The sequence below is a fragment of the Pantoea sp. genome (genome assembly GCF_039594315.1).
GTDB lineage: Bacteria > Pseudomonadota > Gammaproteobacteria > Enterobacterales > Enterobacteriaceae > Pantoea.
Window position 1 is genome coordinate 13,000 of sequence record NZ_JBCNNP010000018.1, and the last position, 25,464, is coordinate 38,463.

General features: G+C 54.6%; 21 protein-coding genes. 5 read left to right on the top strand and 16 right to left on the bottom strand.

The genetic code is table 11. The features are described 5' to 3' along the window. Positions 1–198 precede the first annotated feature (198 nt). The gene (locus tag ABDW13_RS12575; protein ID WP_343552888.1) at positions 199–2,583 is read left to right on the top strand and encodes a family 20 glycosylhydrolase; all 2,385 of its coding nucleotides are present in this window, start codon (positions 199–201) and stop codon (positions 2,581–2,583) included. A gap of 155 nt (positions 2,584–2,738) precedes the next feature. Here the strand turns inward: ABDW13_RS12575 and ridA are convergent, their stop codons facing one another. From ridA to argF, 4 genes are all read right to left on the bottom strand, one after another. After that, entirely contained in the window at positions 2,739–3,125 is a 387-nt protein-coding gene (gene ridA / locus ABDW13_RS12580; RefSeq protein WP_061718232.1) for a 2-iminobutanoate/2-iminopropanoate deaminase, read from the bottom strand. 78 nt (positions 3,126–3,203) lie between these two features. Then, positions 3,204–3,668 (bottom strand): aspartate carbamoyltransferase regulatory subunit, encoded by a 465-nt coding sequence (pyrI, locus tag ABDW13_RS12585; RefSeq protein ID WP_343552889.1) that lies wholly within the window; start codon positions 3,666–3,668, stop codon positions 3,204–3,206. Positions 3,669–3,679: 11 nt separating this feature from the next. After that, on the bottom strand, positions 3,680–4,615 hold the full coding sequence (gene pyrB, locus ABDW13_RS12590) for an aspartate carbamoyltransferase (RefSeq protein WP_343552890.1): 936 nt from the start codon (positions 4,613–4,615) through the stop codon (positions 3,680–3,682). A gap of 240 nt (positions 4,616–4,855) precedes the next feature. After that, positions 4,856–5,866 (bottom strand): ornithine carbamoyltransferase, encoded by a 1,011-nt coding sequence (gene argF, locus ABDW13_RS12595; protein ID WP_343552891.1) that lies wholly within the window; start codon positions 5,864–5,866, stop codon positions 4,856–4,858. Positions 5,867–6,028: 162 nt separating this feature from the next. On the opposite strand from argF, the gene rraB reads away from it, so the two are divergent. Together rraB and miaE are read left to right on the top strand one after the other, a co-directional pair. Then, on the top strand, positions 6,029–6,451 hold the full coding sequence (gene rraB / locus ABDW13_RS12600; protein WP_034826466.1) for a ribonuclease E inhibitor RraB: 423 nt from the start codon (positions 6,029–6,031) through the stop codon (positions 6,449–6,451). 60 nt (positions 6,452–6,511) lie between these two features. Continuing rightward, complete coding sequence (gene miaE / locus ABDW13_RS12605; protein ID WP_343552892.1) at positions 6,512–7,273, top strand: tRNA isopentenyl-2-thiomethyl-A-37 hydroxylase MiaE; 762 nt, start codon at positions 6,512–6,514, stop codon at positions 7,271–7,273. Positions 7,274–7,420: 147 nt separating this feature from the next. Here miaE and ABDW13_RS12610 read toward each other — a convergent pair whose 3' ends face one another. The 4 genes from ABDW13_RS12610 to pepA all read right to left on the bottom strand — a co-directional run bounded on the left by ABDW13_RS12610 (position 7,421) and on the right by pepA (position 12,897). Further along, entirely contained in the window at positions 7,421–7,924 is a 504-nt protein-coding gene (locus ABDW13_RS12610; protein ID WP_343552947.1) for a GNAT family N-acetyltransferase, read from the bottom strand. A 66-nt stretch (positions 7,925–7,990) separates the two neighbouring features. Beyond that, positions 7,991–10,846, bottom strand: coding sequence for a valine--tRNA ligase (locus tag ABDW13_RS12615; RefSeq protein WP_343552893.1), 2,856 nt, complete (start codon positions 10,844–10,846; stop codon positions 7,991–7,993). 2 nt (positions 10,847–10,848) lie between these two features. Beyond that, positions 10,849–11,310, bottom strand: a complete 462-nt coding sequence (locus tag ABDW13_RS12620) for a DNA polymerase III subunit chi (RefSeq protein WP_343552894.1) — start codon at positions 11,308–11,310, stop codon at positions 10,849–10,851. A gap of 75 nt (positions 11,311–11,385) precedes the next feature. Further along, positions 11,386–12,897, bottom strand: a complete 1,512-nt coding sequence (gene pepA, locus ABDW13_RS12625) for a leucyl aminopeptidase (protein WP_343552895.1) — start codon at positions 12,895–12,897, stop codon at positions 11,386–11,388. 268 nt (positions 12,898–13,165) lie between these two features. On the opposite strand from pepA, the gene lptF reads away from it, so the two are divergent. After that, positions 13,166–14,266 (top strand): LPS export ABC transporter permease LptF, encoded by a 1,101-nt coding sequence (gene lptF, locus ABDW13_RS12630; protein WP_343552896.1) that lies wholly within the window; start codon positions 13,166–13,168, stop codon positions 14,264–14,266. Then, complete coding sequence (gene lptG / locus ABDW13_RS12635; RefSeq protein ID WP_343552897.1) at positions 14,266–15,342, top strand: LPS export ABC transporter permease LptG; 1,077 nt, start codon at positions 14,266–14,268, stop codon at positions 15,340–15,342. Before lptF ends, lptG begins: the two co-directional genes overlap by 1 nt. Positions 15,343–15,394: 52 nt before the next feature. Here lptG and ABDW13_RS12640 read toward each other — a convergent pair whose 3' ends face one another. From ABDW13_RS12640 to ABDW13_RS12675, 8 genes are all read right to left on the bottom strand, one after another. Next, a complete protein-coding gene (locus ABDW13_RS12640; protein ID WP_343552898.1) occupies positions 15,395–16,156 on the bottom strand; it encodes a DeoR/GlpR family DNA-binding transcription regulator in 762 nt (253 codons plus the stop codon). Positions 16,157–16,233: 77 nt separating this feature from the next. After that, positions 16,234–16,623 carry a VOC family protein gene (locus ABDW13_RS12645; protein ID WP_343552899.1) on the bottom strand — a complete coding sequence of 130 codons (390 nt, stop codon included), beginning with the start codon at positions 16,621–16,623 and terminating at the stop codon, positions 16,234–16,236. A 2-nt stretch (positions 16,624–16,625) separates the two neighbouring features. Next, positions 16,626–17,957, bottom strand: a complete 1,332-nt coding sequence (gene fucP, locus ABDW13_RS12650) for an L-fucose:H+ symporter permease (RefSeq protein WP_343552900.1) — start codon at positions 17,955–17,957, stop codon at positions 16,626–16,628. Continuing rightward, a complete protein-coding gene (locus ABDW13_RS12655) occupies positions 17,954–19,471 on the bottom strand; it encodes an FGGY family carbohydrate kinase (protein WP_343552901.1) in 1,518 nt (505 codons plus the stop codon). The genes fucP and ABDW13_RS12655 overlap by 4 nt, the downstream gene beginning before the upstream one ends. A 42-nt stretch (positions 19,472–19,513) precedes the next feature. After that, entirely contained in the window at positions 19,514–20,227 is a 714-nt protein-coding gene (deoC, locus tag ABDW13_RS12660) for a deoxyribose-phosphate aldolase (RefSeq protein WP_343552902.1), read from the bottom strand. 236 nt (positions 20,228–20,463) lie between these two features. Continuing rightward, entirely contained in the window at positions 20,464–21,741 is a 1,278-nt protein-coding gene (locus ABDW13_RS12665; RefSeq protein ID WP_343552903.1) for a DUF445 domain-containing protein, read from the bottom strand. Between the two features lie 23 nt (positions 21,742–21,764). Next, a complete protein-coding gene (locus tag ABDW13_RS12670) occupies positions 21,765–23,267 on the bottom strand; it encodes a helicase HerA-like C-terminal domain-containing protein (protein ID WP_343552904.1) in 1,503 nt (500 codons plus the stop codon). Between the two features lie 178 nt (positions 23,268–23,445). Beyond that, positions 23,446–25,014, bottom strand: a complete 1,569-nt coding sequence (locus ABDW13_RS12675; RefSeq protein ID WP_343552905.1) for an ABC transporter substrate-binding protein — start codon at positions 25,012–25,014, stop codon at positions 23,446–23,448. Between the last annotated feature and the right edge of the window lie 450 nt (positions 25,015–25,464).

A 25,464-nucleotide genomic window follows, 5' to 3' on the forward strand; every position in this document is an offset into this window, starting at 1 on the left:
TTAATCGCGTTGGAATTGACCTACAGCAAAGAAGCCACAAGCAAGATTGAAAGCCGCGCAATGGTTAACTTGGCTAGAATGTAAAAGTTTTAACCCGCCTTGATTTCAGCCCCTCGCTACTTGCTTTGCAAAGCGAAACAGGTTTAATGAGCCTTTTGCCCATTTTGGTCCGTCATTTTTGTCGAAAAGGATGCCCACATGTCGTTGCAAAGAACGTTGCTTGCCTGTTGTTTATCCGTCACTTTTTCCTCTTTTGCCGCACCCGCCGGTGATCTGCCCTTAATGCCCTGGCCACAAAAAGTGGAACAGCCCAGCGCTGGCGGTTCTTACACACTGAATCCGCAATTTACGCTGCATATCAGCGGTGATCATCTGGAAGGTGCCGAAGCGCGCTGGCGGGCGCGTATTTCGCGCCAAACCGGCTGGCCGCTGCTGCCAGCTAGCCCAACCGGCAACGGGCCACGCATTCAGGTACAAATTGCTCAGGCGGTCGATCCGGTGCCGCAACCGGATAGCGATGAAAGCTATCATTTGCTGGTCAACAGCGATGGTGTGCTGCTGAAAGCCAACACCCGTTTTGGCGCGATGCGTGGCATGGAAACGGTGTTGCAGCTGATTGAAAATACGCAGAATGGCACCGAGATCCCTTACGTCACCATTGACGACAAACCGCGTTTTCCGTGGCGCGGCGTGCTGATTGATTCGGCGCGTCACTTCTTGCCGATTGAAACGGTGAAGCGCCAAATTGACGGCATCGCCGCCGCCCGTATGAACGTGTTCCATTGGCATTTAACTGATGATCAGGGCTGGCGATTTGCCTCCAACCATTATCCGCAGTTGCAGGAAAAGGCCAGCGACGGCCTGTATTATACGCAGCAGCAGATGCGTGATGTGGTGCGTTATGCTACCCAGCGCGGCGTGCGCGTCGTGCCGGAAATTGACGTGCCGGGCCATGCTTCGGCGATCGCTGTGGCGATGCCGGAACTGCTTAGCGCGCCGGGTCCGTATCAGATGGAGCGCGGTTGGGGCGTGTTTAAGCCGCTGCTTGATCCCAGCAACGAAGCGGTATTTCGCTTTATCGACACTTTGATGGGTGAAGTGACGGCGATCTTCCCGGATCCTTACGTGCATATTGGCGGCGACGAGGTCGATCCGACGCAATGGAACGAATCGCCGCGCATTCAGCAATTTATGCGCGATCACGGCTTAAAAGACACGCACGCGCTGCAAGCCTGGTTTAATCAGCGCGTGGAAAAAATTCTTGAAGCGCACCAGCGCCGCATGATCGGCTGGGACGAGGTTTATCATCCAGATCTGCCGAAAAGCATCTTGATTCAGTCATGGCAAGGTCAGGATGCGCTGGGCGATGCGGCAAAAAATGATTTCCGCGGCATTCTCTCCACCGGTTTCTATCTCGATCAACCGCAAACCGCTGCCTATCACTACCGCAACGAACCTTGGCCGCAAGGCTTGAATGGCGCGGATCAAGTGCAAGCGGGTGAGCAAACGCAAAGCTGGCAATTCACCATGCCGCGCCTGAAAGGCAGCGCATTGAAAGGCAGTTTTACCTTGATTGATGGCAAAGAGGGTTGGCGCGGCTTTATCGATTTCAGCGGCAAAGCGCGCCGCATGGTCAGCGATATTCGCTGGTTATCGCCAACGCAACTGACGTTCAACGTTGATACGTGGATGGGGCCGTTCCAGCCGGTGGTGACGCTGACGCAAGATAAGTTGACCGGTTATATGCTGGTGGGCAACGTGCGTTATCCCACCGAAGGCAGCAAGCTAGCGCAGGTGCCGAAAGGTATTGCGCCGTCAGTGCCGACGCCGGAGCAGATGCAAAATAATCTGATTGGTGGGGAAGCCGCGTTGTGGGCGGAAAACGTTAATAGCCGCGTTATCGATACACGTTTGTGGCCGCGCGCTTTTGTGGTGGCGGAACGTTTGTGGTCGGCGAAAGATGTCACCGACAGCGACAACATGTATCAACGCCTCAGCGCGGTGGATCGTTGGGGCACCATTTCGGTCGGTTTGCAGCAGCACCAGCAAGCCGAAGTGCAAATGATGCGGCTGGCGAATAGCACCGACATCACGCCGCTGCGCGTATTGGCCGAAGTGCTGGAGCCAGCGCAGTATTACACGCGGCAACACCTGAAATTCCAGGCAGGCCATTACGACTATTTCGAGCCGCTCAATCGTTTGGCGGATGTGTTACCGGCGGAAAGCAACGCGGTGCGCTTGCTGGATAAGCAGGTTGACCGGCTGATTGCCAATCGTACCGATCACGCGGCAGCCAATGCGATTCGTCAGCAATTACAAAGCTGGCAGAGCAACAGCGACGCGGTGATGCCGCTGATTTTGGCCAATTATCAGCTCAAGCCGTTGCAGCAACAAGCGCAGCAGGTGGCGCAGTTGAGCCGCATGGGGCTGGATTTGGTGGCGGCGCTGGAGCGCAATCAGGCGTATGGCGCAGGCGAAGTGGCGCAGATGCATGCGCAGTTGGATGCGGCGGCGCAGGTGCAGGATGAAACGGTGCTGGCGCTGGTGAGGCCGTTAGAGAAGTTACTGCGTTCGTTTAAATAGTTGGGATTGTGCTCGCTGTCCCCCATCCCGGCCTTCCCCCGCTCGCGGGGGAAGGAGACGTTGCCACATGCAGTCTTAGAACTCGCATTTTGCATCATCTTCCTCCCCCACTTGTGGGGGAGGACCGAGGAGGGGGACAGCCAGCACCGACTAAATCAGCGACGTACCGCGATCGCTTCAATCTCAATCTTCACATCTTTCGGCAGACGCGCCACTTCCACGCATGAACGTGCTGGGAAGCTGGCGTTGTGCTCGGTGAAAAACGCTTCATAAGTGGCATTCACCGTTGCGAAGTCATTCAAATCCTTCACAAATACGGTGGTTTTTACAATGTCGCCCACTTTCAGGCCGGCGGCTTCAACAATCGCCTTCACATTTTCCAAAGATTGACGCGCTTGAGCAGACACATCATCTGCCACTGCGCCAGTGGCAGGATCAACTGGAATCTGGCCTGAAGTGATGATCATGCTGCCGAGATCCACGCCCTGCACGTAAGGGCCAATTGCGGCAGGTGCGTTAGAGGTACTGATTTCGCGAGACATTGTTTCTCCTTAGAAGTGCGCGGCCGACCGATGTCCGCCGCGATATGAATCGCCCCATTATAGGGACGCGACCGGCGATTACCAGTGACCGAGCACCACGTGGCGCGCGAACTCTTTCTCGCAATATTTACACTTCAGATGTACATCATCTTCGCGTTTTTTTACCGCAAAGCTGGTCGAAACCGGTTCATTACGGCTGATGCAGTTGGTGTTCGGGCAGGTCAACACGCGTTCGATACGATCCGGCAAGGTTGGGGCGATCTTCGCCACCACTTCGTAGTCATCAATGCGGTTCACCGTGGCGAGCGGCGCGTACACCGCCAGCTGATTGATCTGATCGTCGGTCAGGAACGTGTTCTCGATCTTGATCAGATCCTTGCGGCCCATTTCGCCCGACGGCAAGTTCAGGCCAATGGTGATGCGTTGATCGGTTTCGGTTAGACGAAACAGCGAGAGGATTTTAAAGCCAATCTGCGCCGGGATATGGTCAATCACCGTGCCGCGTTTGATCGCTTCAACCTGCAATTTATTATCGTGAGTCATCGGTTTGCTCCTTACAGTGCCAGATCGCGATTCAATACCAGCGCCAGCAATGCCTGGCGCGCGAAGATGCCGTTACCAGCCTGCTGGAAATACCAGGCGTGCGGCGTGCTATCAACGTCGGTAGTGATTTCATCAATGCGTGGCAGGGGATGCAGCACTTTCATGTTGTCGCGCGCACCGGCTAAATCCGCAGCACGTAGAATAAACTGCGCTTTGACGTTGGCGTATTCAGACGGATCGAGACGCTCTTTCTGCACGCGCGTCATGTAGAGAATATCGAGTTCAGGCATCACTTCTTCGATAGTGTCGTGGCGTGACCAGGCAATGTTCTGCTCATCCAGCATATCGGTGATGTAAGCAGGCATCGCCAGTGCATCCGGTGCAATGAAGAAGAAGCGATTGCCGCTGAATTTCGCCAGCGCCTGCGTCAACGAGTGCACGGTGCGGCCATATTTCAGGTCGCCGACCATCGCCACATTGAGGTTATCGAGGCGGCTTTGCGTTTCGCGGATGGTGAACAGATCGAGCAGCGTTTGCGTTGGATGCTGGTTGGCACCGTCGCCGGCATTCAGAATCGGAATGCCGCCGGAGAATTCCGTGGCCAGACGCGCCGCGCCTTCTTGCGGGTGACGCATCACAATGGCATCAACGTAAGTACCAATCACCGAAATGGTATCGGCCAGCGTTTCGCCCTTCTTGCCGAGCGAAGTGTTGCTGCCGTCAGCAAAACCCACCACTGATGCGCCGAGGCGATGCATCGCGGTTTCAAACGACAAACGTGTGCGTGTTGAGGCTTCAAAGAAGCAACTGGCTATCACATTATGCTTCAGCAGTTCTGGCTGAGGATGCGCTTTCAACTGGGCGGCGGTGTGCAGCACCAGCTCCAGCTCATCGCGGCTGAGATCGTTAATGGAAATGATGTGCTTGCGATATAGCGGGTTGGCCATAGCGTTCTCCTCTGCGCTGCCGGATTGCGGACAAAAAAAAGCCCCTGCTTAAGGGGCTTTTTTTACGATCGATTGATGACGGAAAGAAACACGTGCGCCGCCCGCTGTCAGGCGTCGTTGAGCGTCAAATTGTGCGCTGCGCTGTTGCATGTTTCCTCCGGCAAATTGGGCCGCATTATACGCATTCACTGATTTGCATCAAGCAAATATCGCGCACGAGGTAAACGTTTGCTTGTGCTGTTATTGCTTGTTGCCCAGCGTCGCCACCATCACGGCTTTAATGGTGTGCATACGGTTTTCTGCCTGGTCAAACACAATACTGTGAGCCGATTCAAACACCTCATTGCTCACTTCCATGCCATCCTGCAAACCGTACTGTTCGGCCATTTGGCGGCCTAAGGTGGTTTGGTCATCATGGAAGGCCGGTAAACAGTGCAGGAATTTCACCTGCGGATTGCCGGTCAAGGCCAGCATCGCGCTGTTCACCTGATACGGACGCAGCAGGGCGATGCGCTCTTCCCATACCGATTTGGCTTCACCCATCGAAACCCACACATCAGTGTAGATGAAGTCGGCACCTTGCACGCCTTCAGCGATATCTTCGGTCAAGGTAATTTTGCCGCCGGTTTGCTGGGCTGCGAGGCGGCACTGTTCGACTAAATCACCTTCCGGCCAGCAGCCTTTTGGCGCCACTAAACGCAGGTCCAATCCGACCAATGCGGCGGCTTCCAGCATGCTGTTGCCCATGTTGTTACGCGCATCGCCAACATACACCAACGTCATTTGATTCAAGGTTTTGCCTGGCAGATGTTCCTGCATCGTCAGCAGATCGGCTAACAGCTGAGTGGGATGAAACTCGGTGGTTAAGCCGTTCCACACCGGCACGCCAGCGAATTCCGCTAAGGTTTCCACTAATTCCTGGCCATAACCGCGATATTGAATGCCGTCATACATACGTCCCAACACGCGCGCGGTGTCTTTCATCGACTCTTTATGGCCGATTTGGCTACCGCTTGGGCCGAGATAGGTAACGTTAGCGCCCTGATCGTAAGCGGCAACTTCGAAAGAGCATCGAGTACGAGTCGAGTCTTTTTCGAAGATGAGCGCGATGTTTTTGCCTTTCAGGTACTGCGTCTCGGCGGCATTTTTCTTAGCGTGTTTTAATTCACCGGCCAAACTCAGCAGTGAATCGATTTCTGCGGGGGTGAAATCCAGTAATCTCAGGAAATGTCTTTGATACAGCTGACTCATACAGCGCTCCAGATGCTCACATTAAAATGAATTAAAATTCAATCTAACCGTATGAATATGCATTTTCAACCCCGTCGTTAAGAAACTTGTTGTTTTGTGTAGTGGCGCGCGAGGCAGTGTGGGAAAATAATTGTATTCAGCCGAAAATTTGAGGACACACCCATGGCATATGAAGCATTGCTGGAAGAACAGCGCGAAGAGACACGCCTGATCATTGAAGAGCTGCTGGAAGACGGCAGCGATCCCGATGCGCTTTACACTATTGAGCATCATCTCTCCTGCAATAACTTCGATTCACTGGAGAAGGTCGCGGTTGAAGCCTTCAAACTGGGCTTCGAAGTGAGCGAGCCAGAAGAGCTGGAGCTGGAAGAGGGCGGCACCGTGATGTGCGTAGATATCCTGAGTGAAGGCGCATTGAAGCCTGAGCTGATTGATGCGCAAGTCGAGCAACTGGTGAATCTGGCGGGTAAATTCAACGTCGATTACGACGGTTGGGGCACCTACTTCGAAGATCCAGACGCTGAAGATGAAGATGACGACGGTGATTTCATCGACGACGAAGAAGACGATGGTGTGCGTCACTAAGCATTAATGGGCGACGCTCGTCGCCCTGAAACGTTTCCCCGCAAGACAAAAAGATTGCCGATGAATTACGCTCCGCTATTAGAACCCATTTACGCGTTCCTGCATTGCCGCACGCCGCAAGCGTGGATCGATGAAGCGCGCAAGCCAGAAAACCTCACGCTGTTGCTAACCGATCACATGGTGTGCGAGTTAAAAGCCGCGCAAACTGCCGTGTTCATCATCCGCAAATATGTGGCGGATAAACCGAGTGGCGATGCCATTCTGGCGTGGCTCAAGCCGTACGAAGACTTTATTTATCGCGATGAGCCGGATAATAACTTCATCAACGCGCATAAGAATCTGACCAAAAGCATCATTGTGCGCAACGAATTGCCGTGGGCGGATGATTTGGTTGAGATGATGGTGCTGCTGATTAAAGAAGAGCTGCATCATTTCTATCAGGTTTGGGAAATCATGCAGTCGCGCGGTTTGCCGTACCGCAAAATCACCGCCAGCCGCTACGCCAAAGGCTTGATTCGTGAAATTCGCACTTACGAACCGGAAGCGCTGGTGGATAAGTTGATCTGCGGTGCTTACATCGAAGCGCGATCCTGTGAACGTTTTGCTAGCCTGGCGCCGTATCTGGATGAGCAGTTGGAGAAATTCTACATTTCGCTGCTGCGTTCGGAAGCCCGGCATTATCAGGATTACCTGAAGCTGGCAGCACAGATTTCACCAACGGATATTGCGCCACGTGTGCGAGCCTTTGGCGAAGCCGAAGCGCGGTTGATTAGCGAAGCGGATGGTGAATTGCGTTTTCACAGCGGCGTGCCGGTTATTTAGATTGGTGCGCGCTGTCCCTCATCCTAACCTTCTCCCGCAAGCGGGAGAAGGGATGAATAGGTGGCGTTCAGTTTTACATCTATGCTCGATCTGTCCCTTCGCCCACGCGTGGGAGAGGGCTAGGGTGAGGGGAAGCGACCTCAATCATCACAACATCTTCAGCATCCGCACTTCGCAATCCACGTGTCCAGTACAACCCATCGCGCCTTCGATATGTTCAAATCCCAACGACTCATACAACTTAATCGCGCGCGTCAGGCTGCCGGTGGTTTCCAAATAGCAGCGGCGAAAGCCTTGCTGACGCGCATAATCCATCGCGCGCAGCGCCAGATCGCGTGCCAGACCTAAGCCGCGCACTTGCGGCAGGAAATACATCTTCTGCAACTCGCAAATATCCGCTGCGCTACAGGCCAGTGGCGCAACGCCGCCGCCGCCAACTACCACGCCGTCATGTTCAACAATCCAATAGGCGCTGTTGGTTTCGCTGTACAGTTCGAACAGGCGATCCAGATTGGGATCGGAAACGGTATAGCCTTTATCCGCCGTCAGACCAAATTCGGCTGATACATCGCGGATCACTTTGGCAATCAAGGGATTATCAGCGGCTACAATCGGGCGAACTTGCAGATTAAGTGGCGTGACGGTGCTCATCATTATCTTCCGGTATAAAAAAGCCGGGCAGTGCCCGGCTTCGATTAAGCAGTTGGACTGAAGCGCTTACAATGCCGCAATCACGCCCTGCTGTTCAAACAGTTTTGCTTTTGATTGCTCAAGTTCAGCCACGCGCTCGCGCTCTTTCGCGACCACGGCTTCCGGCGCACGAGAAACAAAGCCTTCATTCGCCAGCTTGCTCTGGATCTTTTCGATTTCGACATCGAGTTTCACCAGCTCTTTCGCCAGACGCTCAAGCTCGGCTTCTTTGTTGACCAGATCCGCCATCGGGATCAGCAACTCCGCGCCTTCAACAATCTTGGTGACCGAAACCGGGCCTTTCTCGCCCGCAGGCAGAATGGTCAGGCTTTCCAGACGCGCCAGACGTGACAGGAAGGTACGGTTCTCTTCCACACGACGTTGCGCGGCCGCAGAGCAATCACGCAGCAGCACGTCGAGCGGCTTGCTTGGCGCGATATTCATTTCGGCACGAATGTTACGCACCGCGACGATCGCCTGCTTCATCCACTCGATATCAGCTTGCGCCTCGGCATCTTCTTTCGCCGCTTCATACTGCGGGAACGGTTGCAACATGATGGTATCGTGATCGATGTTTTTCAGTCCTTTCACACGCTGCCAGATGGTTTCAGTGATGTAAGGAATGATCGGATGCGCCAAACGCAGCAATGCTTCCAGCACGGTGACCAGCGTATTACGCGTACCGCGCAGTTCCGCTTCGCTGCCGCTGTTCATTACCGGCTTGGTCAGCTCCAGATACCAGTCGCAGAACTGGTTCCAGGTGAAGTCGTACAGAATGTTGGCTGCGATATCAAAGCGATAGCTATCCAGCGCTTCACGATAGGCTTTCACACTGCGGTTGAATTCAGACAGAATCCAGCGATCTGCCAGCGACAGCTTCATCTCGCCGCCGTTCTGGCCGCAATCCTGCTCTTCGGTGTTCATCAGCACAAAGCGGCTGGCGTTCCACAGCTTGTTACAGAAGTTGCGATAACCTTCGAGGCGCTTCATATCCCAGTTGATGTCACGACCGGTGGAAGCCAGCGCGGCCAGCGTAAAGCGCAGCGCATCGGTACCCGATGGCACGATGCCGTCCGGGAATTGCTTCTCGGTACGTTTGCGGATTTTCTCTGCCAACTGCGGCTGCATCATGTTGCCGGTACGCTTCTCCAGCAGATCTTCCAGCGAAATGCCGTCAATCATATCCAGCGGATCGATGACGTTGCCTTTCGATTTGGACATCTTCTGGCCTTCTTCATCGCGAATCAAACCGGTCATGTAGACGGTTTTGAACGGCACTTGCGGCTTGCCGTTTTCATCTTTGATGAAGTGCATGGTCAGCATGATCATGCGCGCAATCCAGAAGAAGATGATGTCGAAGCCACTCACCAACACGCTGGTTGGATGGAAGGTACGCAGTGCTTCGGTGTTCTCTGGCCAGCCCAGCGTCGAGAAGGTCCACAGACCTGACGAGAACCAGGTGTCCAGCACGTCATCGTCCTGGCGCAATGCAACGTCAGCAGCCAGATTGTTTTCCTGGCGCACTTCGTCTTCGGTGCGGCCAACATAGACGTTGCCGTCATTGTCGTACCACGCCGGAATGCGGTGTCCCCACCACAGCTGACGTGAAATACACCAATCCTGAATGTCACGCATCCAAGAGAAATACATGTTTTCGTACTGTTTTGGCACGAACTGGATGTCGCCGTTTTCTACCGCTTCAACCGCAACTTTCGCCAGCGGAGCGGTGCGCACATACCATTGATCGGTCAGCATTGGCTCGATCACCACGCCGCCACGATCACCGTAAGGCACGGTCAGATCGTGAGGTTTGATCTCTTCCAGCAGGCCAAGTTCGTCAACCGCTGCCACGATGGCTTTACGCGCCGCGAAACGCTCCATTTTCTGGAACTGAGCTGGGATGTCATCGGCACATTCGTCGCTGACTTCGCCATTGGTATCGAACACTTCGGCGCGCTCGCGGATATCACCATCGAAGGTCAGGATGTTGATCATCGGCAGCTTGTGACGTCGACCAACTTCGTAGTCGTTGAAGTCATGCGCGGGGGTGATCTTCACGCAGCCGGTGCCTTTTTCCATATCGGCGTGTTCATCGCCGACGATCGGAATACGACGATTTACCAGCGGCAGAATCAGCTCTTTGCCGATCAAATCTTTGTAACGCGGATCTTCTGGATTGACCGCAACGCCGGTATCACCGAGCAGGGTTTCCGGACGCGTGGTAGCGACCACCAGATAATCTTTGCCTTCAGCGGTTTTCACGCCGTCGGCCAGCGGATAGCGGATGTGCCACATTGAGCCTTTGCTCTCGCGGTTTTCCACTTCCAAATCAGAGATAGCAGTACGCAGTTTTGGATCCCAGTTCACCAGGCGTTTGCCACGGTAAATCAGGTTCTCTTTGTACAGACGCACGAACACTTCGCGCACCGCGTTCGACAGGCCATCGTCCATGGTGAAGCGCTCGCGCTCCCAGTCAACCGAGTTGCCGAGACGACGCATCTGGCGGGTAATGGTGCCGCCAGATTCGGCTTTCCACTGCCAGATTTTGTCGATGAAGGCATCGCGGCCGTAATCCTGACGCGTTTTGCCTTCTTCAGCAGCGATTTTGCGCTCAACAACCATTTGCGTGGCGATACCGGCGTGATCGGTACCCGCCTGCCACAAGGTGTTTTTACCCTGCATGCGCTGGTAGCGCACCATGGTGTCCATGATGGTCTGCTGGAAAGCGTGACCCATATGCAAGCTGCCGGTGACGTTCGGCGGCGGGATCATGATGCAAAAGCTTTCCTGGCTGGTGTCGCCATTCGGTTTAAAGTAGCCCTGCTGTTCCCAGTGCTCGTAGAGCGGCTGCTCGATATCTTGCGGGTTATATGTCTTTTCCATTTCTACACTGTCGTTTGCGGCGGAGGTGGCGGCGCCGTATTCAATTGGAAACCAACGCTGCGATAGGCTTTATAGCGATCGCGCGCCAGTTGTTTTAGGGATTCTTCGTAAGGTACGAAGTCTATCACTTCATGGAAACCAGTAGCAAAATCTGCGAACTGTGGCAGCAGGCTGATCAGCAAATCACGCGGTGAACTGCCGCGCCGCTGCGGCCAGGCCAATTCAACCGGTGCGCCGTAGCGTGGGCCTTCGCCTGCCAGATTATGCGGCACAAAAGCATTTGCTGGACGTTGCCACAGCGCTTCATCCAGCCGATTGGCTTGTTCTTCGTTTTCACAGGCAATCAGGATGCGTTTGCCATCACGCCAGCGTGTTTCTGCCAGATCGCACACCAACGCTTCAACAGCGGATAAGCCGTCGCTGGCGCTTTCTGACTCCATCACATAGAAAGTGGCGTTTTTCATAGAAACCTACATATGGCAGCGTCTCCTTCCCCCGCGAGCGGGGGAAGGCCGGGATGGGGGACAGCAAACTCAGGATTAATCGTCGCCGTTCAAACCTGCGCGGTTCAACAGGAACTGCGACAGCAGCGGAACCGGACGGCCAGTTGCGCCTTTGGCTTTGCCGGAACGCCATGCAGTACCGGCGATATCCAGGTGCGCCCAATTAAACTTTCGGGCAAAGCGTGCGAGGAAGCAGGCGGCAGTAATTGCACCGCCAGGACGGCCGCCAATGTTTGCCATATCGGCAAAATTGGATTCCAGCTGCTCCTGATATTCATCTGCCATCGGCAGGCGCCACGCGCGGTCGCCAGCTTGTTCAGAGGCGCTGATCAGCTCGTGCGCCAGCGGATTGTGATTCGACATCAAACCGCTAACGTGATGGCCCAACGCAATCACGCAGGCACCGGTCAGCGTGGCAACGTCGATCACCACTTCTGGCTCAAAACGCTCAACGTAGGTCAACGCGTCACACAGCACCAAACGGCCTTCCGCATCGGTATTCAGCACTTCAACGGTTTGGCCGGACATGGTGGTCAACACGTCGCCCGGACGCATTGATTTGCCATCGGGCATGTTTTCACAGCCAACCAGCACGCCAACTACATTCAGCGGCAGATTCAGTTCGGCCACCATGCGCATCACGCCGTACACTGAGGCCGCGCCGCACATGTCGTACTTCATCTCGTCCATTGAATCAGCGGGCTTAATGGAAATGCCGCCAGAATCGAAGGTCAACCCTTTACCAACCAGCACAATTGGGCGCGCTTCCGGATCGCTGTCGCCTTTGTACTCAATCACCGACATCAGCGATTCATTGTGCGAACCGGCTCCGACCGCCAAATAGGCGTTCATCCCCAATTCTTTCATCTGCTGCTCGCCGATGACGCGAGTTGTTACATTTTTGCTGTACGCATCTGCCAGCTGACGCGCCTGCGACGCCAGATACGCGGCGTTACAAATATTTGGCGGCATGTTGCTGAGATCTTTGGCGGCTTTCACACCAGCTGCAACCGCTAAACCGTGCTGAATGGCGCGCTCGCCGCTGGTCAATTCACGGCGGGTTGGCACATTAAATACCAGCTTACGCAGCGGACGACGCGGTTCGACTTTGTTGCTTTTCAGCTGATCGAAGTTATAAAGCGCTTCTTTTGAGGTTTCGACTGCCTGACGCACTTTCCAGTAGGTATTGCGGCCTTTTACGTGCAGTTCGGTAAGAAAACACACCGCTTCCATCGAGCCAGTATCATTTAGCGTATTGATGGTTTTCTGAATTACCTGCTTGTATTGGCGCTCATCCAGCTCGCGCTCTTTTCCGCAGCCGATCAACAGGATGCGCTCAGAGAGGATATTCGGCACATGGTGCAGCAGCAGCGTTTGGCCTACTTTGCCTTCCAGTTCACCGCGGCGCAGCAGGGCGCTGATGTAGCCATCGCTGATCTTATCCAACTGCTCAGCAATGGGTGACAAACGGCGCGGTTCGAAAACGCCAACAACAATGCAGGCGCTACGCTGTTTTTCCGGGCTACCGCTTTTTACACTGAACTCCATGCACTCTCCTGAATCTTAAAGACAACGGCCTTGGCTGTCGTTAGAATGTAGCGCGTTCGTAACCCATTAATTCGTTGCGACGCCATGACAATTCAACGCCGGTAGTCATAATGAGTTGTGGTGACAATATGTTGTTTTTTCACCACGCTAACGCGTTCGTCATACTATTTTAGCTACGATGACGGCCATTGATGAAGAAAAATGGCTGATAAGCGTTGAAACTAGCGATTTTCCTGCAAAAAGACAAGTTATCACAGGCGTACTAAGCGTGATCATCATTAGATATCTGGTTCGGGAAACGCTCAAAAGCCAGCTGGCTATCCTCTTCATCCTGCTACTGATCTTCTTTTGTCAGAAGTTAGTGCGGATATTGGGAGCTGCGGTGGATGGCGAGATCCCAACAAACTTAGTTCTGACATTGTTAGGACTTGGCGTGCCTGAAATGGCACAACTTATCCTGCCCCTAAGCCTGTTTCTGGCGATTTTAATGACCCTTGGGCGGCTGTACACCGAAAGTGAAATCACGGTGATGCATGCCTGCGGCTTGGGTAAAAGCGTGCTGATTAAAGCCGCGATGATCCTGATGTTGCTGACTTCAGCCGTCGCAGCCATCAACGTCATTTGGTTAGGGCCATGGTCATCGCGTTATCAAGACGAAGTAACGCAAAATGCCAAAGCCAACCCTGGCGCAGCCGCGTTGGCGGCGGGCCAATTCCAAACCTCCAGCGACGGCAATGCCGTGTTGTTTGTTGAGAATGTCAAAGGCAACACCTTCGGGCACGTGTTCCTGGCGCAGTTGCGTCCGAAAGGCAACGCACGTCCTTCGGTGGTGCTGGCCGACAGCGGTCACATGGAGCAGCGCAAAGATGGCTCACAAGTGGTGACGCTGGATAAAGGCACACGCTTTGAAGGCACCGCGATGCTGCGTGACTTCCGCATCACCGACTTCGTTAACTATCAGGCGCTGGTGGGCTACAAAGAAGCCACGCTCGATCCAAACGATGCCGATCAGGCCGATATCAGCACCTTGATTCAAAACAAAACGCCGCAGTTCCAGGCGGAGTTGCATTGGCGCTTAACGCTGGTGTTTGCGGTGTTGGTGATGGCGTTGATGGTGGTGCCGCTCAGCGTGGTGAATCCGCGTCAGGGTCGCGTACTATCGATGTTGCCGGCGATGTTGCTGTATCTGATCTTCTTCTTACTACAGAGTTCGTTGCGTTCCAACGCAGCGAAAGGCCGCTTTGATCCCGCCATCTGGATGTGGGTGGTGAACTTCGCCTATCTGGCGCTGGCTGTACTGCTGAACCTGTGGGATACGGTGCCGATGCGTCGCATTCGCGCGCGTTTCACCCGTGGAGGATCGGTCTGATGTTTAAGGTTCTTGACCGCTATATCGGCAAAACCATCTTCAACACCATCATGCTAACGCTGTTCATGTTGGTGTCGCTATCGGGGATTATCAAATTCGTCGATCAGCTACGTAAAACCGGGCAGGGTGCGTATACCGCACTGGATGCGGGTTACTACACGCTGCTCAGCGTGCCGAAAGATATCGAAATCTTCTTCCCGATGGCGGCATTGTTGGGCGCGCTGCTCGGTTTGGGTACGCTGGCGCAACGCAGTGAATTGGTGGTGATGCAAGCCTCGGGTTTCACCCGCATGCAGGTGGCGTTTGCGGTGATGAAAACCGCGATCCCTTTGGTGCTGCTGACCATGGCGGTGGGCGAGTTTGTTGCGCCGCAAGGTGAGCAAATGGCGCGTAACTACCGTGCGCAGCAGCTGTACGGCGGATCGCTGGTCTCGACGCAAAACGGTTTGTGGGCGAAGGACGGCAACAGCTTCATCTACATCGAGCGCATCAAAGGCGACAACGAAATTGATGGCGTTAGCATCTACAACTTCAATGATCAGCGACGTTTGTTGAGCGTGCGTTACGCCGCGACAGCCACGTGGAATGCGGATAAGAAGTCGTGGGCGCTGTCGCAGGTGGATGAGTCTGACCTGCAAGACGCGAAGCAAATTACCGGTTCGCAGAGCCTGAGCGGAGAATGGAAAACCAATCTCACGCCAGACAAGCTCGGCGTGGTGGCACTGGACCCGGATGCGTTGTCGATCAGCGGTCTGTATAACTACAGCAAATATCTCAAGCAGAGCGGCCAGGTTTCCGGGCGTTATCAGCTGAATATGTGGAGCAAAATCTTCCAGCCGCTGTCGGTGGCGGTGATGATGCTGATGGCGCTGTCGTTTATCTTTGGTCCGCTGCGTAGCGTATCAATGGGCGTGCGCGTGGTGACGGGGATTAGTTTTGGCTTCTTGTTCTACGTGCTGGATCAGATCTTTGGCCCGCTGAGTTTGGTTTACGGCATTCCGCCGGTGCTGGGCGCGATTCTGCCAAGCGGCGCGTTTTTCGCTATCAGTTTGTTCTTGCTGCTGAAACGCCGTTAATCTCTGATGGTCGCCATTCATGGCGACCTTTTCAATTTCCGCACTCCATTATTCAATCTTCTACCGTCACCAACGCAATGCCCGCCTGCTGCCAGGCTTCTGCGTCTTCCGGCAACGCATCCATCACCAACATATCCACCTGATCGCTACGTGCGAATTGTGCCAGCGAGGTGTTGCCTAACTTGCTGCTGTCGCACACCACAATCACCTGGCTAGCGTGTTCGATAATCGTGCGTTTACTTTCCGCCAGCATGATGTCAGCGACGCAGGCACCTTGCTTAAGCGAAATGCCGTTGACCGCCATAAAGGCTTTATCGACATTGAGATGATCCATCATTTGCCCGCCCGCAGCGGGAATCACGCAGTGATAGCCCTTTTTCACCATGCCGCCAAGCAGCACCAGCTGGATGCCGCTGGCTTCTTCCAATACGCGCGCAATGGCGAAATCGTTGGTAATCACGGTGAGATTTTTACGTTCACGCAGATGATGCGCGATGTGCAGCGTGGTGGTGCCGGTATCTAAAACGATGATGTCGCCGTCTTCCACCAACTGCGCGGCACGTTCGCCGACACGCGCTTTGGCATCAATATTGAGGCTTTGGCGCAGCTCAGAACCGATCTCAAAGCTGGCGCGGGTACGTAAAATCGCGCCGCCGTGGGTGCGCGTGAGCTGGCCGGACTCCTCCATCAAACGCAGATCGGTGCGAATGGTGGCCCCCGAAACGTTGAAGTGCTCACTCATTTCGCCAACCGAGATTTTGCGTTTCTCTTTCAGGATGGCGAGGATTTTTTCTTGTCTTTCCTCTAGATACATATCGGCCTCGAACGGGGGGAAACTGCCACACTCTAGCGCAGCTTCCGGGCGGCGTGAACTCCGCCCGGATAATTCACTTAGCGGGGAAGGGGTTGCAGAAACTCGACGCGCTCGCCATCGGGACCGGCAATCATAAAGTAGCGGCTACCCGCAGGATGATCGCACGGGCCTTCAACCAGCGGATAACCCAGCGCGTTCACCCAACTTTCGCAGGCAACCAGATTGTCCACTTGCCACGCCAGATGATCAATGCCGCTGTCTTCAGCGAGGCGCGCATCGGTTTGCCACGGCAGTTGATACAGCTCCAGCACGATGCCTTGCTGCTGTAAAAACTGCACCAGAATAGTTCCGCGTGGTTCTTCAATCTCCAGATGGCGCTGCGGCTCAAATCCCAAAGACTGATAAAAGTCGCGTGACGCGGCGATGTTTTGCGTGCGTAAGCCGATGTGTGCTAACGATTTAATCATCATTACACTCCTTTGCGCTGGCACCAGAAACCGAAGAAGGCGACATAGATGAAGCACACCAGCGGGATAACAAAGGCGAACTGCATATCGCCGCCGTTCATATCCGACATAATGCCCATCACCAACGGAATCACCGCGCCGCCGATAATTGACATCACCACGATAGAACCCGCCAACTGGGTTTCAGCGCCCATGCCTTTGATGGTTAAACCAAAGTTGGTTGGCCAGCACAGCGCCATGCAGAAGTTCACCGCCATAATCGCGACTACCGCCGCCATACTTTTCTCGCTCACCGCAAACAACAACAGCGCGACACAGATAGAGCAGAAAATACCGAGCAGCAGCGCAGGGCTATAGCGTTTCATCAGCGCGGTGGTCACCACTTTACCGGCTGAATAGCACAGCAGCGTGGCGATCAACCACCATGTGGCGGAGTGCTCGCTGGTGCCGTGTTCAATCAGCTGCACAAAGCGAATAGTGAAGCTCCACAGACCGACTTGTGCGCCAACGTAGAGGAACTGCGACAGCACGCCCATGCGGAAACGCGGTATCGCCCACAGTTTTTTCAGCGATTGGCCCAACGGCACTTTTGGCGCGTCGTCTTTGGCCGCCGGTTTACAGGCCGGGAATTTCACCGCGACAAACACCAGCGCCAGCACCACCAGAATCGAACCGATAATCAAGTACGGCGTCACCACTTGCGACACCATTTGCTGGCGAATGCCATCCGCCACTTCCACTGGCAACGCCGCCAGTTGGTCATGCGTCAAATCGTCTTTGTTGAAGATCAGCTGCTGACCAATCACCACACCCATGATCACGCCGACCGAGTTGAAAATCTGCGAGAAGTTGATGCGTTGGGTTGAGGTTTCCGCGGTGCCAAGCAGGCTCGAATAGGTGTTCGCCGAAGTTTCGAGGAACGATAATCCGCTGGCGATCACGCCTAAGCAACCGAGAAACGCCGCGTAAGTCATCACGTGCGCGGCCGGGATAAACAGGAAGCAGCCCGCAGCGTATAAACACAGGCCGATGATAATCGCCACTTTGTATGAATAACGTTTGATCACCGCAGCAGCAGGCAAGGCAACGAGGAAGTAGCCGAGGAAAAAGATCGACTGCACCAGCGCGGTTTGCGTATCGCTGAGGTTAAAGCCCTTTTTGAACTGGGCGATCAGGATGTCATTCAGGTTGCCCGCCATGCCCCACAGGGCAAACAGGCAGCACACCATCAGCAGTTGCAGCCACGGCGTGGCGGGTAAATAAGCACTGCGATCCAGTGTTTCGCCGTGTGCACCGGCGACTTCATCCTGCTTTTTAATGGTTATTTCGCTCATGATCCCTGCTCCTCAAAACAGGCGGATGCTGCATCGAGACGATCCCAAAGCGGCTGTGCCTGTAGATAAAGTTGGTCGAAGATTTCGAACTGACGTTGATAGGCATCGTGCAGACGCGCATCGGGCTGGATTTCGCTGGCAATCTGCACCATGCGCTTTACGCCCTGGCCGAGATCGCTGAAGTGACCGATGCCAGTCGCGGCGAGAATGGCGCTGCCCAGCGTGCCGTTTTCCTGATTGGCGGTTTGCAGCATCGGTCGGTTATAAACCGAGGCTTTGATGCTCAGCCACAGTTCACTGCGCGAGCCGCCGCCCGAAGCGATGATGGTGTCCGGCATGGTGCAGCACTCGCTGAGCTGACGCAGATTGCGCCATGAGGCGAACGCCACACCTTCCAGCACCGCACGATACAGGTGCCCGGCTTCGTGACGGCGCTGCAAGCCAAACAGCTGACCGCGCGAGTTGCATTTCTCTGCCAAACGCTCACCGGTGAGGTAAGGCAAAAACAGCAAACCTTCTGCGCCCGGTTTCTTCTCTGCGGCGAGGCGCAACATCTCTGGATGCGAATGTTGTCCGCCACCAAAGGCTTCACGCGCCCAGCGCATCGCATCGCCACCGGCATCGAGCAAAGTAAAGCCGCCCCATGCGTCATTGCTCAGATGCAGGTTGTTGACCTGGGTGTGCAGCAACGGCGCATCACTCACCACGGTAATTAAGGTCGAGGTGCCAGTGCTGTCGGACGCCTGGCCTGGCTTGTATACGCCTGAACCCAGCAGGCTGGCGGCCATATCGGCGGTGCCTGCAACAACCGGAATGCCCATTTGCAGGCCGGTTGCGCGCGCCGCTTGCGGGCTGATGCTGCCAATCACGTCGCTGGCGGCATGAATCGCAGGTAAAAGATCGGCGCGTAGTTGGAAGCGATCAAGTGCGGCGCTGGACCATTGGCGCGTGGCGCTGTCCATCAGGTAATAGCAGGACGCTTCGCTGTAATCGGTGGCGCGCACGCCGGTGAGTTGGAAATTGATGAAATCTTTCGGCATCAGCACGCTAGCAACACGCGTCCAGATGTCAGGATGATGCTCACGAATCCATTGCAGCTTGAACGCGGGCCACGCTGGCGTGGGCGGATTATTGAGATGCTCAAGCCAGAATAGCGCATCTTCCTGTTCGCGGAAGGCAGCAACCTGCGACCAGGCACGCTTGTCGTTCCACAGCAGGGCACGGTCTTCGACCAGGTTGCCTGCGCTGTCCAGCAGCACCGTGCCGTGCATCTGTCCACAGGCCGCAACGGCGGCAACTTGTGTCATCTCAGCGGCAAAGCGCGTGGTTAATTCCCGGATGCCGTCGCAAACAGAGTTCCACCACAGCGACGGGGCTTGTTCCACCCAGCCAGGCTGCGGGCTCGTCTGTGAATATTCACGTTGGGCAAAACCGACGATATCGCCGTCGGTAGTAACAAGAGCAGCACGCGTGCTGCCCGTGCCAATGTCGAGGGTAAGAAGGTATTTTTTCATTATTCACTCCATATCACGCCGGAGAGTTGCAGCGTTTTTTACTTAGTTCTGTGCCAGTTCCGGGAACAGCGACGGATCTTGTTCCAGTTGCGCCAGCACTTTTTCGGTAGCGCTGGCGCTCATGCCAAAGCGGCGCACGCCCAGGCGATACAAGGTACGGATGGTGTCGAGGTCGCGGATGCCGCCCGATCCTTTAATGCGCAAGCGGCCTTTAAGTTGATCGGCGATGATCGCCACTTTCTCTTCGGTCGCGCCGGTCGGTGCCCAGCCGGTGGAGGTTTTGATCCACTTCATGCCCGCTTCAACCGCGATGTCGCATACGCGGCGGATCTGCTCTTCATTGAGGTAATGGGTTTCGAGGATCACTTTGGCTTCGATGGGCGCTGCGGCTTCTACCACGCGTTGCAGATCCTGCTTCACTTCATCAAAACGGCCGGATAACACATTGCCGATGTTCACCACCATGTCGACTTCACGCGCGCCGTCGCAAATCAGCTGACGCACTTCCTGCACTTTGGTGTCGGTGGCGTGACCGCCGCTTGGGAAGCCAACCGGGCCACCAATCATGATCTCACCGCGACCTTGTTCTGGCAGCAGCGTGCTGAGGAAGCGCGTCCAGCACGGCAAAACGTGGATGGCGATGATGTTGTAGCGGATCGCCAGTTCAGCACATTGACGGATGTCAGCTTCGGTGTTGGTGGCCTGCACGGCGCTGAGATCGATCATGCGCGCCATTTGTTGGGTGATGCGATTCATTTTCTCTTCCTTTCAATTTAAATGACGAAGTGACAGTAAATGAAAGTAAATGTGAAAGTAATCGCGAGTGGTGGATTTTGTGATCTGTGAAGTGAAAATAGATGAAAGTAAGTACAGGAAAGAAAGATCGCACAATTCCGTAGCGGCGCGATTTATCGCGCAATGCCTGGATGGGCAAAGTGCCACATCAGGTCGCGCGATAAATCGCGCCGCTACAAATCGCAGAATGTGGTGAATTAATGCAATTGTTGAATCAATCCTGGCAATTGTGAAAGCAAATACAAAATCAGCCCAATTGTCCCGCCGACCAAGGTGCCGTTGATGCGGATAAACTGCAAATCGCGGCCAATATTCAATTCAATCTGTTGCGACATATCGCGCGCATCCCAGCTCTTCACTGTATCGCTGATATGACGCGTCAGGAACGCTGCAAACTCCGGCGCCACGCTGCGTGCGGCATCTTCCAGATGCTGATTCATTGAGGCACGCAGCGCTTCATCGGCGGCCAGCGTCTCACCCAACCACAATGCCGCCAACCGCACGCGCTCCTGCACGCGTGAATCTTCGCTGTTCAAATCCTCTTTCAACCAACTGCGCATGTCCTGCCACAGTTCGCCAATATAGCGATTGAACGACTCATCTTCTTTAAGCCAGTTCTTGATGACTTCGGCACGTTCAGCCATTTCGGGATCGCTTTTCAGACGATCAATCAGCCGATGCACTGCGCGATCAAAGCCCAAACGCAGCTCATGTCCCTGATCCAGCGCCACCTGATCGAGAATCGAATCTACGGCGTTTGCCACTAAATCGGCGCTGTGCTCGCCCAGCCATTCGGTCGGCAGCATTTTGGCTTTGATCGGATGTTCACGCTTCAGCCAGCGCACAATCTGCGTGGCGATAAACTCGCGCGTGCCGGGTTTGTGCAGCAGACGCAGCAACTGTTGCACCGCCGCATCCAGCAACTCCTGATGGCGATTGTTTTTGGTTAAGCTGTCCAGCAACAACGCGCTGGATTGGGTGAGATCGACTTTATCCAGCGCGCGATGCACCGCGCGGCGCAGGAAACGCTGGATACGTTGATCGTCGGTGAGATCGAGAAAGCCGCGCATCACCTGCAACAAATGGCGGCCAATGCGATCGGCGTTGCCCGGCGTGTTCAGCCACTGCGCCAGCATTTGCGACGGATCGTGGCGGCGAATCAGCGCCAGCAGCGAATCGGTATCGAGGAATTTCTCCTGCACGAAGCGGCCCAAATTCTCGCCGATGCGATCTTTATTGCGCGGGATAATGGCGGTGTGACGCGAGATAAACGGCACCGGCACACGGCGAAACAGCGCTACCACCGCGAACCAATCAGCGAGCGCTCCGACCATCGCCGCTTCGGCAATTGCCTTGACGCCGAGCACCCAGAAGTTGGGTGGCAGAAACAGAGTGATGACAAAAATCGCTGCCGCAATCAGCAGCAGCGACAGCGCTAAACGCTTACTGCGTTTGAGTTGTTGAAATTTATCCATAACTCCCTATCAATCCATGGGATTTAACGACGACGACCGCCGAGTAAACTGCCTAAAACACCGCGAATAATTTGATTAGTCACCTGACGTGCCGCGCTTTTTGCCACGCTCTGCACCACGCCGTCGCGCTTGCCGCCGCGCGGGCCGGTGGTGCCAAACAGAATATCCTTCAGCCCGCCAAGAATGCCGTCATCGACTTCGACATTGTTGCCTTTGGCTTCCGGCGCGTTGGCTTGCTGCGTGGTGGCCTGCACACCTTTTTGCAGCATCTCAAACGCCGATTCGCGATCCACTTCGGTGTCGTATTTACCGTACAGCGGCGAGTTGTTGATTAGGCCATTGCGCTCATCTTGCGTCACCGGTCCCATGCGCGAGCCGGGCGCGATCACTATCGCCCGTTGCACCATTGAAGGACTGCCTTTTTCATCAAGGAACGATATCAGCGCTTCGCCAGTTCCGAGCGCCTGAATCGCCTCGACGGTATCAAACGCCGGATTAGCGCGCATAGTTTCTGCCGCGCTTTTTACCGCTTTTTGATCTTTCGGCGTGAAAGCGCGCAGCGCGTGTTGCACGCGATTACCGAGCTGGCCGAGCACGTTTTCAGGAATATCGGACGGATTCTGCGTAACAAAGTAGACGCCGACGCCTTTGGAGCGAATCAGGCGAATCACCTGTTCCACCTTTTCCAGCAACACCGGCGGCGCATCGGTAAACAGCAGATGCGCTTCATCGAAGAAGAACACCATCTTCGGCTTATCCAGATCGCCAGCTTCCGGTAAGTGTTCATACAGCTCAGCCAGCAGCCACAGCAGGCTAGTGGCGTAGAGTTTCGGCATTTGGTAGAGCTTTTCCGCCGACAGGATATTAATGAAACCTTTACCATTGCTGTCGCAGCGCATCCAATCGCGAATATCCAGCATCGGTTCGCCAAAGAAGTGCTCGGCACCTTGCTGCTCCAGCGCCAGTAAACCGCGTTGAATCGCACCAACCGACGCGCTGTTGATATTGCCGTACTGCGTCTGGAAACCTTTAGCGTTGTCGCCGATGTATTGCGTCATGGCGCGCAGATCTTTGAAATCCAGCAGCAACAAACCTTGGTCATCGGCGATGCGGAAGATGATTTGCAGCACGCCGGATTGCACTTCATTGAGGTTGAGCAGGCGCGCTAGCAGCAGCGGACCGAGATCGGACACCGTGGCACGCACCGGATGGCCTTGCTGACCAAAAATATCCCACACCATCACCGGATTTTTTTGCGCCTGCCAATCGGTGACGCCGATTTTAGCCAGCCGCGCCAACAGCTTTTCGGAACCTTCGCCAGCGGCGGAAACGCCGGTGAGATCGCCTTTCACATCCGCCATAAACACCGGTACGCCGATATCCGAGAAGGATTCCGCCAACTTTTGCAGCGTCACGGTTTTACCGGTGCCGGTCGCGCCGGTGATCAAACCGTGGCGGTTGGCCATGTTGGAGAGCAGGTGCAATTGAACGTCGGGCGTTTGGGCAATCAGTAACGGGGTGCTCATGATTTTTCACTCTCCGGCAATAGGTTATGCCAGAAAGGATAGCAAGCGACGCGCGAGGTGGGATGAAGATTGTGCCGAAAAGGGTGAGGTGGCGCGAATCTCACATTTATCGCTCGGACGGCCCCTTCTCCCACTTGTGGGAGAAGGTTGGGATGAGGGGCAGCCCGCACCCTCTAAATCACTTTTGCACCGTATCAAAAAACAGCAAACTCACACCAATCCCTTGCTGCACATGATTGACGTTATTGCGCACTGCAACCTGCTGCGCACCTTGCAGCGTGACCACAAACGGCGAATTCTGCTGCACCGTCTTTTGCAACTCGGTATACAGCGCGCGACGTTTCACGGCATCGCTTTCACCAGCGGCGGCGCGGGTTTTGGCGCTTAATTCAGGTATATCCCAGCCGACGCGCCACGCCAACGTTTTCGATCCGCCCGGCACGTTATAGGCAAAGGCGCTGGCGTTGGTATTGGGATCGACATAATCCGCACCCCAATAAATGAAGATCGACTGGAAATCGCGGCCGCGCATTTTGCTCCACAACTCCGATTCCGCCACTGGTTGCAACTCGATCTGTACATCCGCCTTGGCGAAACTGGCTTGCAGCGCCTGCGCCACATCAATGTAGGGCGGCTGATTAATCACCGTCAGCGAAAATTTGGTGCCTGGCTTAATGCCACCTTGCGCGAGAATTTGTTTGGCTTTGGCCACATCATAGTGGAACGGCTGATCGTCCAGCGCGCCGTCAAAGCCTTGCGGCAGGAAGCTTTGATGAATGCGGTATTGGCCTTTCAGCAAATCGTGCGATACGGTTTGGTAATCCACCAACCAGCGTGCCGCTTGCCACAGCGCTGGATTGCCCAACGCCGGTTGCGCTTTATCTTGGGTATTGAAGCCAAGGTAATACACCAGGCTGGACGGGAAGGCTTCGATGCGCAGATTTTTGTCGCTCTTCAACGCATCAATCTGGTCCGGGCCAAGCTGATACGCCACATCCACATCGCCTTGCTGAATCAACAAACGACGTGCCCCAGCATCCGCCACGCCTTTCAGCAGAATGCGCTGAAGTTTGGGCTGCGGACTAGCCTGTTTATTGGCGCTCAACACCAGCGCCTGCTGCGGCACATATTGCTGAATAACGAACGCGCCGCTACCGGCTGAGTTTGTGTGCAGCCAGCCGTTGCCCAGATCGTTATTCGCGACATGCTGCTGCACGGTTTTGCTATCCACTACCGAAGCCACTGGCGCAGTCAGCAAGCGCAGCGCCAGATTTTGACCAATCTGCGCTGGCCATTGAATCTCCAGTTGATGGTCATTTAGCACCTTGAATTGGCTGGCAATGTTCTCTTTGGTCCAGCCAAATTCGGCGAGGATGAAAGAGGGCGCTTTGTTGAGCTGCACCGCACGGGTGAGCGAGAAAATTACATCCTGCGCGGTGACCGGATTGCCGCTGGCGAAGTGCGCGTTGGGCTGGAGAGTGAAGACTAAACTGTGTGGCGTGCTGCCTGCTTGCCATGAGGTGGCGAGCAGCGGCGCCAGTTTCTGCGGCGAATTGCGATCCGCTTCTACCAACGTCTGATAGATATTGCGCTGTACGCTGTTGCTGACGGTTTCAAAACTCTCGGCAGGATCGAAGCTGATAATGCCATCCAGCGGCACGGCGACGACTAAAGTATCTTTCGGCGTCGCCGCGTGCACCACGAAACTGCTGCTCCACAAGGCGGCTAACAAAATGAGTAAACGCATTATTTTTATCCTGAATGATTGATATCCAGACTGTATCGCTGCTGATACTCAGGAAAAAATGCCGCTTTGTTCTGAGCTATGCCGGAAATAACAATTGATTACATTCGGGTATTATTGGCTTAATTTTGTGCGCCACTTGTCATTTCCCGGAAATAGATCGTTCATGGCGTAGTCAATTAAGTAAATAAGATGTTATAAATGAGAACAGTTCTCTGGTATGGAAGTATGATTTTTTTTCATTGATTCATTTCAGCGATTATTACCTGGCGCGATAATTCCTGGTCAATTGCCCACTAATTAATAGCTAAATCCCAACATTTGTACGGTTAAACCCGCAAATCCCGCATCGAAAGCCTTTCACCAAGCCTTAACCTAAATTCAACATGATGATTGATTTTCATCAAAACACATCCTTAATTGAATTTTTACATTCAGAAATATCTGTATCCC

Coding starts and splice junctions, on each gene's coding strand:
- ABDW13_RS12575 (WP_343552888.1), top strand. CDS start 199: ATGTCGTTGCAAAGAACGTTGCTTGCCTGTTGTTTATCCGTCACTTTT.
- ridA (WP_061718232.1), bottom strand. CDS start 3,125: ATGTCTCGCGAAATCAGTACCTCTAACGCACCTGCCGCAATTGGCCCT.
- pyrI (WP_343552889.1), bottom strand. CDS start 3,668: ATGACTCACGATAATAAATTGCAGGTTGAAGCGATCAAACGCGGCACG.
- pyrB (WP_343552890.1), bottom strand. CDS start 4,615: ATGGCCAACCCGCTATATCGCAAGCACATCATTTCCATTAACGATCTC.
- argF (WP_343552891.1), bottom strand. CDS start 5,866: ATGAGTCAGCTGTATCAAAGACATTTCCTGAGATTACTGGATTTCACC.
- rraB (WP_034826466.1), top strand. CDS start 6,029: ATGGCATATGAAGCATTGCTGGAAGAACAGCGCGAAGAGACACGCCTG.
- miaE (WP_343552892.1), top strand. CDS start 6,512: ATGAATTACGCTCCGCTATTAGAACCCATTTACGCGTTCCTGCATTGC.
- ABDW13_RS12610 (WP_343552947.1), bottom strand. CDS start 7,924: ATGAGCACCGTCACGCCACTTAATCTGCAAGTTCGCCCGATTGTAGCC.
- ABDW13_RS12615 (WP_343552893.1), bottom strand. CDS start 10,846: ATGGAAAAGACATATAACCCGCAAGATATCGAGCAGCCGCTCTACGAG.
- ABDW13_RS12620 (WP_343552894.1), bottom strand. CDS start 11,310: ATGAAAAACGCCACTTTCTATGTGATGGAGTCAGAAAGCGCCAGCGAC.
- pepA (WP_343552895.1), bottom strand. CDS start 12,897: ATGGAGTTCAGTGTAAAAAGCGGTAGCCCGGAAAAACAGCGTAGCGCC.
- lptG (WP_343552897.1), top strand. CDS start 14,266: ATGTTTAAGGTTCTTGACCGCTATATCGGCAAAACCATCTTCAACACC.
- ABDW13_RS12640 (WP_343552898.1), bottom strand. CDS start 16,156: ATGTATCTAGAGGAAAGACAAGAAAAAATCCTCGCCATCCTGAAAGAG.
- ABDW13_RS12645 (WP_343552899.1), bottom strand. CDS start 16,623: ATGATTAAATCGTTAGCACACATCGGCTTACGCACGCAAAACATCGCC.
- fucP (WP_343552900.1), bottom strand. CDS start 17,957: ATGAGCGAAATAACCATTAAAAAGCAGGATGAAGTCGCCGGTGCACAC.
- ABDW13_RS12655 (WP_343552901.1), bottom strand. CDS start 19,471: ATGAAAAAATACCTTCTTACCCTCGACATTGGCACGGGCAGCACGCGT.
- deoC (WP_343552902.1), bottom strand. CDS start 20,227: ATGAATCGCATCACCCAACAAATGGCGCGCATGATCGATCTCAGCGCC.
- ABDW13_RS12665 (WP_343552903.1), bottom strand. CDS start 21,741: ATGGATAAATTTCAACAACTCAAACGCAGTAAGCGTTTAGCGCTGTCG.
- ABDW13_RS12670 (WP_343552904.1), bottom strand. CDS start 23,267: ATGAGCACCCCGTTACTGATTGCCCAAACGCCCGACGTTCAATTGCAC.
- ABDW13_RS12675 (WP_343552905.1), bottom strand. CDS start 25,014: ATGCGTTTACTCATTTTGTTAGCCGCCTTGTGGAGCAGCAGTTTCGTG.